The organism is Pantoea sp. X-Soil-ISGK-421, assembly GCF_059730785.1.
The window spans coordinates 3,440,746-3,456,243 of record NZ_AP035979.1 but is presented as its reverse complement, the minus strand read 5'-3'; the positions used below and the strand labels follow the sequence as shown (position 1 = coordinate 3,456,243).

General features: G+C 53.7%; 8 protein-coding genes. 5 read left to right on the top strand and 3 right to left on the bottom strand.

What is annotated here, in order from left to right; translation table 11 throughout:
• Positions 1–148: 148 nt before the first annotated feature.
• The 3 genes from AC6I8K_RS15930 to AC6I8K_RS15920 form a co-directional block, all read right to left on the bottom strand.
• Positions 149–4,951, bottom strand: a complete 4,803-nt coding sequence (locus AC6I8K_RS15930; RefSeq protein ID WP_497827056.1) for an Ig-like domain-containing protein — start codon at positions 4,949–4,951, stop codon at positions 149–151.
• Between the two features lie 460 nt (positions 4,952–5,411).
• Entirely contained in the window at positions 5,412–8,525 is a 3,114-nt protein-coding gene (locus tag AC6I8K_RS15925; RefSeq protein ID WP_497827055.1) for an Ig-like domain-containing protein, read from the bottom strand.
• 180 nt (positions 8,526–8,705) lie between these two features.
• A complete protein-coding gene (locus tag AC6I8K_RS15920) occupies positions 8,706–10,418 on the bottom strand; it encodes a flagellar biosynthesis protein FlhA (RefSeq protein WP_497827258.1) in 1,713 nt (570 codons plus the stop codon).
• Between AC6I8K_RS15920 and AC6I8K_RS15915 the strand changes: the two genes are divergently transcribed.
• The 5 genes from AC6I8K_RS15915 (at position 10,411) to AC6I8K_RS15895 (ending at position 15,489) form a co-directional block, all read left to right on the top strand.
• Entirely contained in the window at positions 10,411–11,313 is a 903-nt protein-coding gene (locus AC6I8K_RS15915; protein WP_497827054.1) for a flagellar motor protein MotB, read from the top strand. The genes AC6I8K_RS15920 and AC6I8K_RS15915 overlap by 8 nt on opposite strands.
• 298 nt (positions 11,314–11,611) lie before the next feature.
• On the top strand, positions 11,612–12,220 hold the full coding sequence (locus tag AC6I8K_RS15910) for a cupin domain-containing protein (RefSeq protein WP_483816180.1): 609 nt from the start codon (positions 11,612–11,614) through the stop codon (positions 12,218–12,220).
• 112 nt (positions 12,221–12,332) lie between these two features.
• Complete coding sequence (locus tag AC6I8K_RS15905; protein WP_483816179.1) at positions 12,333–13,772, top strand: circularly permuted type 2 ATP-grasp protein; 1,440 nt, start codon at positions 12,333–12,335, stop codon at positions 13,770–13,772.
• Entirely contained in the window at positions 13,766–14,695 is a 930-nt protein-coding gene (locus AC6I8K_RS15900) for an alpha-E domain-containing protein (protein ID WP_483816178.1), read from the top strand. Before AC6I8K_RS15905 ends, AC6I8K_RS15900 begins: the two co-directional genes overlap by 7 nt.
• Positions 14,692–15,489: a transglutaminase family protein gene (locus AC6I8K_RS15895; RefSeq protein ID WP_064738518.1), complete on the top strand. Its 798-nt coding sequence runs from the start codon at positions 14,692–14,694 to the stop codon at positions 15,487–15,489. Before AC6I8K_RS15900 ends, AC6I8K_RS15895 begins: the two co-directional genes overlap by 4 nt.
• Positions 15,490–15,498 lie beyond the last annotated feature (9 nt).

Genomic DNA, 15,498 nt, shown 5'->3' with positions numbered 1-15,498 from the left:
CTGGAAAGGAACGCGTTAAACGTTCCAGTAAACGTGATAGTGATAAGTTAATTAACAAATAATAAAAGTAAGGGCCATGATAATCGATGGCCCTTATGGATATTTATATATTATTGTTGCGCTAATTACGCCGCTGATAAGTCTGGTGTTACCACTCTATTTTGATATCGCTTTGCACTAAAATATCGATGTTTTTAGCATCATTGATAATCACGTTGTATTCGATTCCGCCAATCGTTATCAGTCCGGCCTGTTCGGTCCAGTTGCTGATGTCATCCTGGTCAGCAATAAGATCGTGCAAACTCAATACCGAATGTTCATCCCCGGCGATCAACACCTGCTCATGTTCATTGGAAATAAACAGGCTTTTTTGACTTTCTTCCAGAATATTATCCAGCGTGAGCGCTTTCTTGTATTCCGATGTGGCAGAGATATCAATAACGCCTTGCTGGTGTGAATTCATATCGGAAACCACATCGATGGCATCTTCTGCTGCAACCTGGCTTTTCGTTGAACCAGAAGGCGTAAAGCCGCCGCCTATATGCTGGACCTTTATGTTGTCTATTGCAAAGTCATTATACCGCCATGAGCTGTTGTTTGAGAATATTTCAAATTTAATTAAGCCGGTTTTATCGGCTACCCAGCTTTCTAATACGGAGCTTGTTTTATCCAGATTTCCCAGCTCAATGACTTTTCCGTTGAGAATGAATGCCAGGTCAATACCGCTTTTATTTCCTAGCGATACGGCATTATTTACATTCATTGATATATCATATTTATGGCCTTCGACCACGTTGATCATCGTATGCATGACGGTTGATTTATAATCAATCCCGGTATACGGAGTGACAAATTCTAAATAACCTCTGCTTAACCGATAAGCCGCATTATAACTATCACCCGCGCCGCCCTTTCCACCGGGCCTTATTTCACCGTGTGCAGCGCCTAAAACCCAGCCCTGCAGGGTATTGTCATTAAAATCCCATGCGTAAGACTGCGCTGTAATGGGAGGTGCAATCTCGATGGTAAAATTAGCGGAAGGATCCGCTGCCTGATGATAGGCCTTAAAGTTCCAGGTGTCGTAGGTGAGGATGGTCGGTGGCGTCCATTCCCAGTGTCCGCTGCTGTCAGTCTTAACCGAATACCCCGTATAAACAGGTTCACCGCTGTGCCAGAATTCTATCTGCACGACGCTGTTCGCCTCGGCACTTCCGTGGAGCGTGGGCGTGATGTCATCGGTAATGCCGTTGTGTAACACCTTCAGATGATCTTCGCCAAAGTCATCCCACGCATACTCAATGGTTGGCACATAGCTGCCAGCGGCAACGATTTTGAGTGCGAAGCTTTCTGCAGAGGGATCGCGCGTCAGGGTGCTGCTGACCTGAAATTCGTAGCTGCCCGTTACCAGGCGGTCGGTATCGTAGCGCCAGCGTCCGTCTGCGCCGACGTTAACGCTGTCCAGCACCTCCCAGTCTCCCAGCACATTGCGGTAGTGCAGATACACCACGCTGTTGGACTCGCCGCGCCCGTAAAGGGTTGGCGTGCGGTCGTCGGTGATGGCCCCGCTGGTCAGCAAGCCGGTAAGGGCACCAAAATCATCGTACGCGTGGGTAATGCTGGCTTCGCTACCGGGCGTCAGGTCAATCTCCAGCAGGAACTCATCGCTCCAGCCGCCGCCGGCGTTGGCGCGAAACTCCCACCAGCCTTCGCCCAGTGCAGGGGGCGTCCAGCTCCAGTCGCTGCCGTTCAGCAGCGCGTTGCCGCCGTCTATCCACGCGCCGGTTCCGTTGCGGTACTGAATGCGCACCGTGCTGCCGGCGGGCGCGCTGCCGTGCAGCTCCGGCGTGGCATCGTCGGTCAGGCCGCTGTTCGTCAGCGTACCGGTGTAGCTGCCCACGTTGTCAACGGCGTGGGTGATGTGCGCTGAACCGCCGGGCAGCGGCATTGCGTCATCGCCGATGTCAATCACGAACGACGCCGATTGTTTGCTGGTGTTGCCCAGTTTGTCAGTGGCGGTGGCGGTGAGCGTGTGCGGCCCCTCGCTTAGCGAGACCTCTATTTGCCAGACGCCGTTGGCGGCGGCGGTTACGCTGCCGAGCAGGGTGCTGCCTTCGTAGATTTTTACGATGCTGCCGGGCTCGGCGTCACCGCGCAGCACCGGACGGCGGTCGTCGGTTTTCTCGCCGGAAAGGCGCGCGCCGGTGTTGCTGCCCGCGTCATCGAGGGCTAATTCAATGGCGGGAACGTCGGGTGCGGTGGTGTCAACGTGCAGGGTAAACAGCGTCGGTTCGCCAATCAGCCCGGAGAGTTTAATCGCGTGAATCGAGATGTTATGCAGACCTTCATCCAGCGGCTGAGTAAGGGCAAAGCTGTAGGTGCCGTCGGGCTGAATGGCGGCGGTGTACTTATCATTATCAATCCAGATAACCACGATGCCGGATTTTTCACCGGGCACGCTGCCATTAAAGGTGGGCTGGGTGTTTTTCGTCCAGAGTTCGGTGCCGTTGCTGGTGATGGTGTTGCCGAGTATGCCAAAGGAGGCAATTTCAGGCGGCGAGGTGGTGACGTCTTCATCAACAGGAGTGGCATCAGTGTCTGGGATGACAACGTTCACACCGTCCTGTACCAGTAACTCTCTAATTCCATTTTTTAATACCTGGTATTGAATTCCTGCAATCGTGATTGTACCTGATTGAATAGTCCATCCATTTTTTAAAGTGTTAATAGATGCACTATTTATTATTTCAAAAGTATCGCCATTGCCACCCTTAATCATTAACTGGAAATTGCCGTTATCAATAAATAATCCATTTCTTTTTATAATGGTGATGCTATCTGAATCTAAAGTGAGTTTATGACTCTCATCTATTGTCATAACTTCCATTTCATTAGCATGGGGTGTGAATCCATTAGAAGTCCTGGTTTTTTCACCTTTTATAGAGATGTTGTCTATGCTGAAATCATTACCCCAGTATCCGGATTCATTATTGATGACTGATATTTTAATGAGTTTTGTCTCAGTGGCTATGTAACTACCAGATAAAGTAGTGTAACCCAATGCACTGGAAAGTTGAGTGGCAGGAATGACCAGATTACCATCCATCATAAAACCTAGTTTTGGGTGGAGGACGGTGCTGGCATTTCCGCTATAATTATAAACGACCAAGTTAACATTGTAAGTGCTACCTGCTTCTACCTCGATCGTGTTGTATATAACATCTCCATCATAAGGTTTACCTGATGTAGGCGTTGTTGCTCTCAATACACCTTTTCCGCCTGCCGCTAATTCATAATATAAGCCATCAAGATAAGCCTCTGCTACAGTCCAGCTTTGGAATGTTTTATCATTGAAGTCCCAATTGTAAGATTGGGGCTGAGTATCAATAGTTAGTGTGAAAGTTTCTGATGTTAATTTTGAATCTAACGAATAGGACGCAATAAATTTCCAATTTGAATCAACCAGCACTAATGGTGGTGTCCATGTCCAGTGGCCACTCGAATCAGTTAGCACATCATGACTTCCCTCTGAAGGATAGCCATCTCGAGCATAACTTATTGTGACCATGCTGTTTGCTTCAGCGCTTCCGTGTAATGTGGGGGAGCTGTCGTTTGTTTTATCGTTATTCACAATTTGACCGGTTTTTCCTACATCGTCCCATACATAGTCAATGGTGGGAGCATAGCTCCCCACTGAAACGATTTTCAGCGCAAAAGATTCTCCTTGGGGATCACGCGTCAGGGTGCTACTGGCCTGAAACTCATAGTCAGCAGGGATAAGGCGCGGTGAATCATACGTCCAGCGTCCGTCTGCGCCGACGTTGACGCTGTCCAGCACCTCCCAGGTGCCCAGCGTATTGCGGTAATGCAGATACACCACGCCGTTGGATTCACCGCGTCCGTGCAGAGTGGGCTCTCGATCGTCGCTAATCGCTCCGCTGCTCAGGATCCCTGTATTTGCGCCAAAATCGTCATACGCATGGGTAAGGGTGGCTTCACCACCTTGTACAAAGTCAATCTCCAGCTGGAACTCGTCGCTCCAGCCCGAACCGGCGTTAGCGCGAAACTCCCACTGGCCTGAGCCAAGTGTGGGTGGCGTCCAGCTCCAGTCGCTGCCGTTCAGCAGCGCGTTGCCGCCGTCGGTCCACGCGCCGGCTTCGTTGCGGTACTGAATGCGCACCGTGCTGCCGGCGGGGGCGCTGCCGCGCAGCTCCGGCGTGTTGTCGTCGGTCAGACCGCCGCTGGTTACCGTACCGGTGTTGCTGCCCACGTTATCAACGGCGTGAGTAATTTGTGCCGCGCCGCCGGGCAGCGGTTCCGGTGCCGCGCTGTCGTCACCGATTTCAAGCACGAACGCCGCCGATTTTTCGCTGGTGTTGCCGAGCCTGTCGGTGGAGGTGGCGGTCAGCGCGTGGCTGCCATCGCTCAGGGAAACCTCCAGCGCCCAGCTGCCGTCAGCACCGGCTTGAGCGCTGCCGAGCAGGGTGCTGCCTTCATAGAGTTTCACGATGCTGCCGGGCTCGGCGTTGCCGCGCAGTACCGGATCGCGGTCGTCGGTTTTTTCATCAGACAGGCGCGCGCCGGTGCTGCTGCCCGCATCATCCAGTACAAATTCAATCAGCGGCGCATCGGGCGCGGTGGTATCAATATGTAAGGTAAACAGCGCCGGTTCGCCAATCAGCCCGGAAATTTTTATCGCGTGGATCGATATGTTGTGCAGGCCTTCATCCAGCGGCACCGGCGGCGTGAAGGTGTAGCTGCCGTCGGGCTGAATCGGCGCGGTGTAGCTAACATCATCAATCCAGATCACCACGATGCCGGACTTTTCACCCGGCACCGAGCCGTTGAATCTCGGCTGGGTTTTTGAGGTAAAAAGTTCGGTGCCGTTGCTGGTCGTGCTGCTGCCCAGAATGCTGGGCGAGGGGGAGTAATACTGTTCGTTTAAGCGTGTCATCCGTGGTTCCTCGGTATCGAATTCAGGGACACGAATTTTCCGATGAGTTAAGAATATTCCTAACGAGAACCGTCTGGAAAGGAACGCGTTATACGTTCCAGTAAACGTTGAACAGGTACGTTAATATCCATGTCATCAAAAGTGTGAATATAAATGATTTAATTCTGCTCACTTAAACAAGAAATTGCCTGGTTATGCAGGTGCGCATGAATGCGCACCCTGCGGAAACCCAGCTATAAAACCGTAGGGTCGCCATTCATGGTGACCGATTCACGTTTAAATGAAGATCATTAAAATATAAATAGCTCGGTGCTTATAAAAAAAGATCTATGGCTGGCGCTCATGTTGGCAACGGATGGATGGGGAGTTAGATTTGGTCTGAGCCTTATATTATCAGCTTAAAAAAATCCCCGGCAGCATTTCCGGGGATAGCTTTAAAGGTGAAAGGATTAACAGGGAATTACATCAACTCTGTTTTTACGCCTTGCTGGATAAGCCGTTCAGCATCATCACCTTGGGGATAAACCTGATATTCCATACCTGCCACGATAACGTTGCTGTCTTGATGCTGCCACGCACTAAGATTATTGTCTTCCGGCAGAATATCTTGCAGATCAATCCCCTTAATTTCGCCGTCATTTGCAGTGAGTGGCAATTGCCTGTCGTCACCAAACAGATCTTCTTCACTTGGTGATAATATCGTCTGCACATCCAGGGAAACGCTGCTGTCATTTATAGCGGCCACGTTTGCCAGATCGTTTACAATGTCGTTAGCGTTCACATCAGCATGGATTTGCAGATGTTCATTTTCCCATTCAACCTTCACGCCTTGCTGAACCAGCAGTTCAGCGCCATCAGCGTGACGGTAAACCTCAAACTGTTCGCCGGCGACCGTAATTGTGCCTTCCAGATGTACCCACTCACTCACCTGGCTGCCTGGCGGCAAAATATCCTTCAGCTGCACAATATCGCCGTGATTGCCTTTCACCACAAACTGCAAGGTGTCATCAGCGATAAACAGTTCCTTTTCCCCATATTTTTCGATTGCTGATGCATCGATAATTAACTTGTTATCACCGGAACCGGTCAAATCGATAGTGTTTAATATATCTTTCTGTTCAACATGGGCGGTCAAATCAAGAATTTTAGCACTCCCTTCTAAATAGTGGGTATTTTCTTCCGGTTCAACCGCAGCAGGCGGAGGAGTGAGTATGTCAGCAGCTGATTTATTGTAGGTGATATTATCTAAATAAAACGCTCCACTACCAAAGGTAATGTCATAAATTTCTTCAGATGCCCTTGAGGCAACTGTTTCATAAAGATCTTCAAATCTAATTGTTAAAGTTTGATGGGGTAAAAAGGTTAATGTAACATTTTTGCTAGAAGTGTAACCAGTTTTCGCTAAATTCCAGAATCGTACGTAATAGTCAAGGTTTTGAGTTTTATCATTGTAGTTAATAATGTCAACACTTGCTTTTGTCGGTGCAGTAAGTATGTTGAGCACTTTCCATGAATTAAATCTTATACCAAGGGCTCCCGTTGCCGGCATATGAATTACACCACCATGTTCTCCCGCGTCGGGTATGTAGGTCAATTTACTGGCCCCTATATGAACATCAGTATTAATGCTCCATTCTTTACTTAATTTATCTGGTATAGCATAACCATTAAAATCCAGCACATGCTTATTCCAGTGTTCAGGGCGAATATTAAGTTTAAATCCGCTCCAGTCGCTTTGACCCGCTTTCTGTACCTCAAAATTCCAATAACCGTTGCTTAGAGCCGCTTCGGGAGTCCAGTTCCAGTGCCCTTCAGCATCGGTCAGAACAGTTTCCGTTATATATTCCCCGTTACCTGATTGATAGCGTAAGGTCAACGCGCTATTGGCCGGGCCGCTACCATGCAGGGTCGGTGTGTTGTCATCGGTGGTGGCGCCACTGCTGCGGTTACCGGTACTGCTGCCCTCATTATCAAAGGCGTAGTCAATGGTCGGGAGCACATCAACATTGGCATCGATTGTCAGCTTGAAGTTTTTCGGGGCGATCTGTCCCGCCTTCTGCACAATAAAGGTCCAGCTTCCCTGGTCCAACGCGCTATCCGGCGTCCAGCGCCAGCGGCCATCTGCGCCTGCGGTAAAGCTGACCAGCGTGCTATCCCCATCGCCTAAATGATAGCTGAGGTACACCAGACTATTTGACTCCGCACGACCACGCAATTCGGGCCGGTTGTCATCGGTCGTCGCGCCGCTGAAACGTTCGCCGGTGCTAATGCCGACATCATCCCAGGCATAGTCGATAACCGGGTTAAAACCGTTTACGTCAGTGATCGTCAGGTTAAAAGGAGCCGTCCAGCTGCTGTGGCCTTGTGGCTGAACCTCAAATGTCCAGTTGCCCGTCGCCAGAGAAGGCGGCGACCAGAGCCATTTACCGCTGCTGTTAACGTCAATCGTGACGGTATGGCTGCTGCCATTCTCCACGCTATACCGCAGCGTGATACGGCTGTTGGCTTCGGCGCTACCGCGGAAGGTGGGGGTTTTGTCGTCGGTAATGGCATAATTGCTGAGGTAACCTATGGCCGGCTCAACATCGTCATAAACCGAATCGATGCGGGTGCGCGTCAGAATGTCTGCCGGGCTGGCGATATCCAGGGTAAACAGTGTGGATGGCGCAACGCCGGTACTGGCCTGAAACTCATACTTACCCCAAGCCAATGCTGAAGAAGGTGTCCAGCTCCAGTTTTCACCACTCAGCGTCGCCACTGCGCTACCGGCCCAGGTGTTGCTGCCTTCCAGTCGATAGTAGACCACCACGCTGCTGCCCGCAGCGGCAACGCCACGCAGTTCCGGCGTGTTGTCATCGGTCAAACCGCCGCTGGTGACCGTCCCAGTGTTGCTGCCCATATCGTCAACGGCGTGGGTGATGACTGTCGCGCTGCCGGGTGGCGTAACGGCGTCATCGCCAATTTCGAGCAGGAAAGACGCCGATTTTTCGCTGGTGTTGCCGAGTTTGTCGGTGGAGGTAGCGCTCAGCGCGTGGCTGCCGTCGCTCAGGGAAACTTTCAGCTCCCAGCTGCCATAAGTATCAGCTTTAACGCTGCCGAGCAGCGTGATGCCTTCATAGATGTTCACAATGCTGCCGGGCTCAGCTTTGCCGCGCAGTACCGGATCGCGGTCGTCAGTTTTCTCATTAGAAAAGCGCGCGCCAGTGTTGTTGCCCACATCATCCAGTGCAAATTCAATCAGCGGTGCGCCGGGCGCGGTGGTGTCGACGTGCAGGGTGAAAAGCACCGGTTCGCCAATCAGCCCGGAGAGTTTAATTGCATGAATCGAAATGTTATGCAGACCTTCATTCAGCGGCACCGGGGGCGTGAAAGTGTAGCTGCCGTCGGGCTGAATCGGCGCGGTATATTTAACATCATCAATCCAGATCACCACGATGCCGGACTTTTCACCCGGCACCGAGCCGTTGAATGTTGGCTGGGTTTTCGAGGTGGAAAGTTCGGTGCCGTTACTGGCAATGCTGCTGCCCAGAATGCTGGGCGACGGGGAGTAATACTGTTCGTTTGAGTGTGTCATCCGTGGTTCCATGGTATTGGATTAAAGGGCACGAATTTTCCACGATAATGCGCATTATCTGCTCAAGAAATGTCTGTAAAGGTATCTCTAAAGTGTTTCAATAACAGTTAATAAATGGCGTATGTTGCGGCTAAAATCTTATAGCCGCAACAACGATAGATTGAGGCAAACAAAGTGAGCTTACGTAACCTGCCCCACAATCTGCAAATTGGCATCATCTGGCACTTCGTTATACGAAAGCACATGCAGGCCTTTGGCAAACAGGCGCGCATAGCGGGCGATCAGCGGCCGCAGCTGCGGCGTCACCAGCAGCACCTGCGTCAGATTCTGCGCTTTCAGTTGCTCCATCATCACCGGCAGTGTGCTTTGCAACTGCGTCAGAATATTCGGATCGACCGGGAAGCTGTCCAGCGCCACTTTGCCGGCTTGCTGCGCCTGATTCAGCGCCGCCAGCAGCAGATTTTCCAGGCTGTTTTCCAGCGTATACGCTGACAGCGGTTTGTTATCAGGCGCAATCGCCGCTACCATCGCGCGACGCAGGGCGTAACGCACATCGGAGGTCAACAGAATCGGATCTTTGGTGATCGCCGCGCTCTCCAGCAAGGTGGTGGCGATAGTGGTGATGTCCTTCAGCGATACCTGATCGTTCAACAGCAGGCGATACACTTTCAGCTGCAAACTGAAGTTCACCGCCGCATTCACATCCTCGGATAACTTAGGCGCCACGTTCGCCAGGCGCTGATGCAGCTGCGTAATGTCATCGTAGTTAAACAGCTCCGGCAGATTCTCGCGCACCACTTTGTTGACGTGTGTGGCGACCACGCTGGCGCAATCCACCACCTGATAACCGAGATTCAACGCTTTGGCTTTCTGCTCGGGCAGGATCCAGGTTACCGCCATGCCGTACGCCGGATCGACATCCAGCACGCCATCAATTTCACCGTACTGTTCCGGCGTGGGGATCGCCATCAAACGATCGGCATGCACTTCGCCGACGGCGGTGCGAACGCCGTTGATCTTGATGGCGTATTGCGCCGGTTTAAGGTGGAAATCTTCACGCAATGCGATTTCCGGCAGTAGCACGCCGCTGGTTTCGGAGACCACTTGCCGCACGCCGCGCATGCGCAGCGTCAGCGGCGCACCTTTGCCTTTATCCACCAGCGTCACCAGCTTGTAGCCGAGGTTTAGGCCGATCGGCTCCACCATCGGGATGTTGTCCCAGCCGATGGCGGGCTGCTCTTCCGGCTGCGTCAACGCCTGGGTGATCGCCTCCATATCCTGGTGATCTTGCGTTGGCGCTTTCACGCCACGGCTTTGACGCCAGGCGGCGAACAGCAGCATCGCGGTAAAGATCAGGAACACCAGATGCGGCATGCCTGGCACAATCGCCAGCACAAACATCACAGCGGCGGCGGTATACAGCGTGCCCGGGCGCGCCAGCAGCTGCGACTTAATGTCATCGCCCATGTCCGCGCCGTCGCTGATGCGCGTCACGATAATCGCCGCGGCGGTTGAGAGCAGCAGCGATGGAATCTGCGCCACCAAACCATCACCGATGGTCAGCAATACATACTGTTCGAACGCTTGTCCCGCCGGTAAACCGTGCTTGAACACGCCGATCAAAATCCCGCCAACCACGCTGATCATCAGGATCATGATCCCGGCGATCGCATCACCGCGTACGAACTTCGAGGCACCGTCCATCGCGCCGTAGAAGTCCGCTTCGTTGGCGACATCTTTACGGCGCAGCCCGGCCTGTTCCTGATTGATCAAACCGGCATTCAGATCGGCATCGATCGCCATCTGCTTGCCCGGCAACGCATCCAGCGTAAAGCGCGCCGAGACTTCGGAGATACGTTCGGCACCTTTGGTTACCACCACAAAGTTGATCATCAAACGCGGTGGCAAGAAGGCGCATCACGGCCATCACGGCGGTGCGTGGAAAGTGGCGTTTGCTGACTTTACGTTGGCGATGATGGCGCTGTTTATGGTGCTGTGGATCATGGGGGCGGTAAGCGAGGACGAGCGTAAAGAGATTGTCGCGCAGCTAAACGGCACCTCGGTATTTGAAGGCTCGGGCTTCAATCCGTTTGATGTTGAAGACTCACGGGGCGCGGGATCGTCGATTATTGGCGAAACCATCGCCATTTCACCGCCGACGCAGAACGCAAGCGTGAGCAACTCCTCGGCTGATGTCAGCTTTAGCAACGGCAGTAAGCCGAAGGAAGATTTGGACAGCGTGCTATCACGTTCTGATAGCGAACTGGCGCTGCTGCAAAGCCAGCTGCAGCAGATGATCAACAGCTATAACGCACAGAATTATTTGATGCTGGAAACCCTGCCGCAGGGGCTACGCATCCTGATTCAGGACGATCAGGATCGCATGATGTTCCCGCGCGGCAGTGCGGTGTTAACGCCGTTCTTCCAGAAATTATTGACGGAACTCGGCCCGGTGTTTAACCGCATCGACAACAAAATCATGATCAGTGGCCACACCGACGCCGCGAAATACAGTGGTAACGCCGCCTACAACAACTGGAATCTGTCCGGCGATCGTGCTTTAGCGGCGCGCCGTGCGCTGGAGCGTGGTGGATTAGAGAGTGCGCGCGTGTTGCAGGTTAATGCCATGGCGTCACGCATGCCGCGAGATCGAGACGATCCCATGAGTGCGCGCAATCGCCGCATTGAGATCCTGGTATTAACCGATGCAGCAGCCGAAACCCTGTTCCAGTTTTATGGCCGCGAAGGGGAGAACGTCGTGAAACCCATCGCTGAGCGCCTGCGATAACCTGTCAGTGCCTTTGAATCGTTTTTTGATTCGACCGGTGGCGAAATCCACCGGTTTTTTTTGCCTGAAATTCATGCGCTTTGCGGCCAGGTGCGCATAAATGCGCCCCCTACAAACCCGTAGGGTCGCCATTCATGGCGACCTGGTTAACCCCCGCACAAGATGTTAATTATGTTGCCAACTAATTTGGCTTTAGTTAGCTAAATCATTCTTTTATGTGAATTTTGTCGGCGGGCGCACATTGCAAATTGCCTCTGGTAAGCCACAATTAAGCATCGTGATTAACCGGAGAAAGAGTATGACTGCCAACCACTCCAGCCTGCTGTTACTGATGTCTTTCGCCGCTGGCACCTTTTCTGCTGGATCCTCCAGCAATCCTCAACATTTGATGCTGTCGCTGCCCTCCGGCGGCGTACCCAACAGCCCGCTGCCGCTGATCATCTGGCCAGGCATTGTGCCGGATGAAGATGAGGCGGAAGACAGCGCTGCCTGGTTTGAAAAAACCTTTACCCGCAACGGTTGGCCCGCCGCGTGGCGTGCGCCGATCTTCCCCTATACGCACTATCACCCGAATACCCATGAAGTGTTGGGCGTCGCTGCCGGCTGGGCAGAAGTGCTGTTTGGCGGCGACAGCGGTCGCATGGTGACGCTGCGCGAAGGCGATGCGGTGCTGATCCCCGCAGGTGTCGGTCACAAACAGGTGTTTGCCTCAGAGGATTTTTTCACCGTTGGCGCCTATCCTGAAGGGATGTCCCCCGACACCGTGCGTGATGAGCCTTCGCGTTTACGTGCGTCGAAAGAGCAGATCCAGCATGTTCCACTGCCGCACCGCGATCCCTTTACCGGTGGCGAAGGCGCGATGACGGAGATCTGGCTGCCAATCGCGCAGCAGCTAATGCACCAGTAAAGTGCAAAACCGCCATTTCTATTCGTGCGGCGCGGGTGCCATGCCGGGGGCAAGCCTCTGGCACAGTTTGTGCAGGAGAGAATGAGGTCCTCTGACAAGCGCCGGGTAAATCATGAAAGAAAGCTACCAGATAGCATCGCACTTCTATGATGAGATGTTGCTGAGCGATGGCAAACACCGCGCTCACTACCAGCAATACTGGGAATGGTTACAACAGGCGGACGTCGATGCAGTGGCGCGTAAGCGCGAAGAGGCGGAACTGCTGTTTCATCGCGTCGGCATCACCTTCAACGTCTATGGTGATGACGGTGGAGCGGAACGTTTAATTCCCTTCGACAGTGTGCCGCGCATCATACCGGCGCGTGAGTGGGCGATGCTCGATCGCGGCATTCGCCAACGCGTACAAGCCCTCAACGCCTTCCTGCACGACATCTACCATCAGCAACTGATCCTTAAAGCCGGTATTGTGCCGGCCGAACAGGTGCTGGTGAACGATCAATATCAGCCCTGTATGCAAGGCGTCGATCTGCATCGCAACCTCTACGCGCACATTGTCGGCGTGGATATGGTGCGCAATAACGACGGTGAATATTACGTGCTGGAGGACAATCTGCGCACGCCGTCTGGCGTCTCCTACATGCTGGAGAACCGTAAGATGATGATGCGCCTCTATCCCGAGCTGTTTGCCGATCAGCACATCGCGCCGGTCGAGCGCTATCCTTCGCATCTGCTGCAAACCCTGCGTGAAAGCTCGCCGGTCAACGATCCGGTGGTGGTGGTGCTGACGCCGGGACGCTTTAACAGCGCCTACTTCGAACACAGCTTCCTCGCGCAGCAGATGGGCGTCGAGTTGGTGGAGAGCGCCGATCTGTTCGTTAAAAATGGTGCGGTGATGATGCGCACCACCGCCGGGCCATGCAAAGTGGATGTGATTTATCGCCGCGTCGATGATGCCTTCCTTGATCCGCTGGCGTTCCGCCCGGATTCAATGCTCGGGGTGCCGGGTCTGTTGTCAGTCTATCGATCCGGCAACGTGGTGCTGGCCAATGCCATTGGTACCGGCGTCGCCGATGACAAATCGATCTACCCCTATGTGCCGGATATGATCCGCTTCTACCTCGACGAAGATCCGATCCTCAATAACGTGCCGACATGGCAATGCCGCAAACCGCAGGATCTCACCTATGTGCTAGCCAACCTGGCAAAAATGGTGGTGAAAGAGGTTCACGGCGCCGGTGGTTACGGCATGTTGATCGGACCGGTGGCGAGCCAGCAGGAGCTGAGTGATTTCCGCGATCTCCTCAAAGCACGGCCGGAAAACTACATCGCGCAGGACACATTGTCGCTTTCAACGTGTCCCACCTTTATCGACAACGGCCTCGCGCCGCGCCATATCGATCTGCGTCCGTTTGCGCTGTGCGGCGCGGATATTCGCCTGGTGCCCGGCGGCTTAACCCGCGTGGCGCTGAACGAAGGATCGCTGGTGGTGAACTCGTCGCAGGGCGGCGGTACCAAGGACACGTGGGTTTTGGAGGATGACGCATCATGCTAAGCCGCACGGCCAGTGGCCTTTATTGGATGGCGCGCTATCTCGAACGCGCAGAACATCTCGCACGCGTGTTAGATGTCACCAACCGTTTGTCGTTAATGCCGGTGCGCGGTGACCAGGGTGACGATCTGCTGCTGCCGCTCAATCTCACTGGCACGCGTGAACTGTTTGAAACCCTCAACGGCCGGTTCACCATGTCGCAGCTGTTCAACTTCTTTGCCCTCGACGATCGCAATCCGTGCAGCATTTTCAGCTGCTGGCAGCAGGCGTGGAATAACGCGCATGCGGTGCGCGGCAGTTTGTCATCGGAAGTGTGGGAGAGCATCAATTCAACGTGGATTGAGATGCGTAATACGCGGCGGCGCGGCATCACCAGCGCCAGCGCCGATACCTTTTTCGATTGGGTGAAAGAGCGCTCACATCTGTTTCGCGGCGCGATGTTTGGTACCTTGTTGCGCGGCGATGCCATGAGTTTTATCCGCATCGGCACCCTGATGGAGCGCAGCGACGGCACCGCGCGTTTGCTGAGCGTCAATCAACAACTGATGGAGCAGCAGTCGGATTCGGTGCGCGAGTATTACCGCCTCGATACTTTGCTGCGCGCGGTTTCCGCGCGTGAAGCTTACAACGCGATCTTCAAACAGCAACTGATGCCGGATCTGGTCAACGAAATGCTGATCCTGCGCAGCGAAAGTCCGCGATCGCTGCACTCCTGTATCGATGAGATCGCCACCCAGCTCGAACAGATCGGCAGCAGCGGCGAAGATCGTCCGCGTTATCTGATCACCGTACTGTTGGCTGAAATGCGTTTTAGCACCTGGGAAAGCCTGACGCATGAAGGGTTAACTCACTGGCTCAATGAATTCCTTACGCGCCTCAATGCGCTAGCAGACAGCATCAATCACACCTATCTGGAGGCGAAATGAGACTGAACATCGAGCATAAAACCCGTTACGCCTACGAGCAGCAGGTGAAACTCAGCACCCAGTATTTGCGCCTGACACCGCAAAACTCGGTGCACCAGCACATTATCTCGTGGGATCTGGAGCTGCCGTGTGAAGCCACCTGCACGCAGGATGCTTATGGCAATGTGATGCATGTGCTGACGCTGGATACGCCGCATCAGCAGCTCGATATCGCCGCGCGCGGCGTGGTAGAGATTCTCGATGCCGGCGAGTGGGCGCCCGATCCGGAATGCGCTTTGTCACCACTGGTCTTTCTGCGCGCCACGCCGTTGACGCAGCCCAATCCGGAGATCCGCGAATTTGCCCAGCGTTACTGGCGGCCGGAAAAGCCGCTCGCCAGCCTGGAGAAATTGATGGACGAACTGCTGCTGAAAATGCCGTATCGCCCCGGCAGTACACAGGTGACGGATACCGCCGCGAAAGTATTTGCCGCCGGCAGCGGCGTTTGCCAGGATCACAGTCACGTGTTTCTCGCCTGCTGTCGCAGTCTGGGGATTCCGGCGCGCTATGTTAGCGGCTATCTCTATACTGAAAACGTTGAGCACGTCGCCACTCACGCCTGGGTTGAAGCCTGGCTGGATGGCAGTTGGCACAGCTTTGATATCACCAATAATACCCGCAGCACGCGCCAGCATTTACGGCTGGCGGTGGGCGTGGATTATCTTGATGCTTGTCCCGTGCGCGGTATGCGGCTGGGCGGCGGCGGTGAAGATATGCTGGCGGTGGCTGCGGTGCTTCAGGTGCAGGCGCAGTAGTAATCTGAA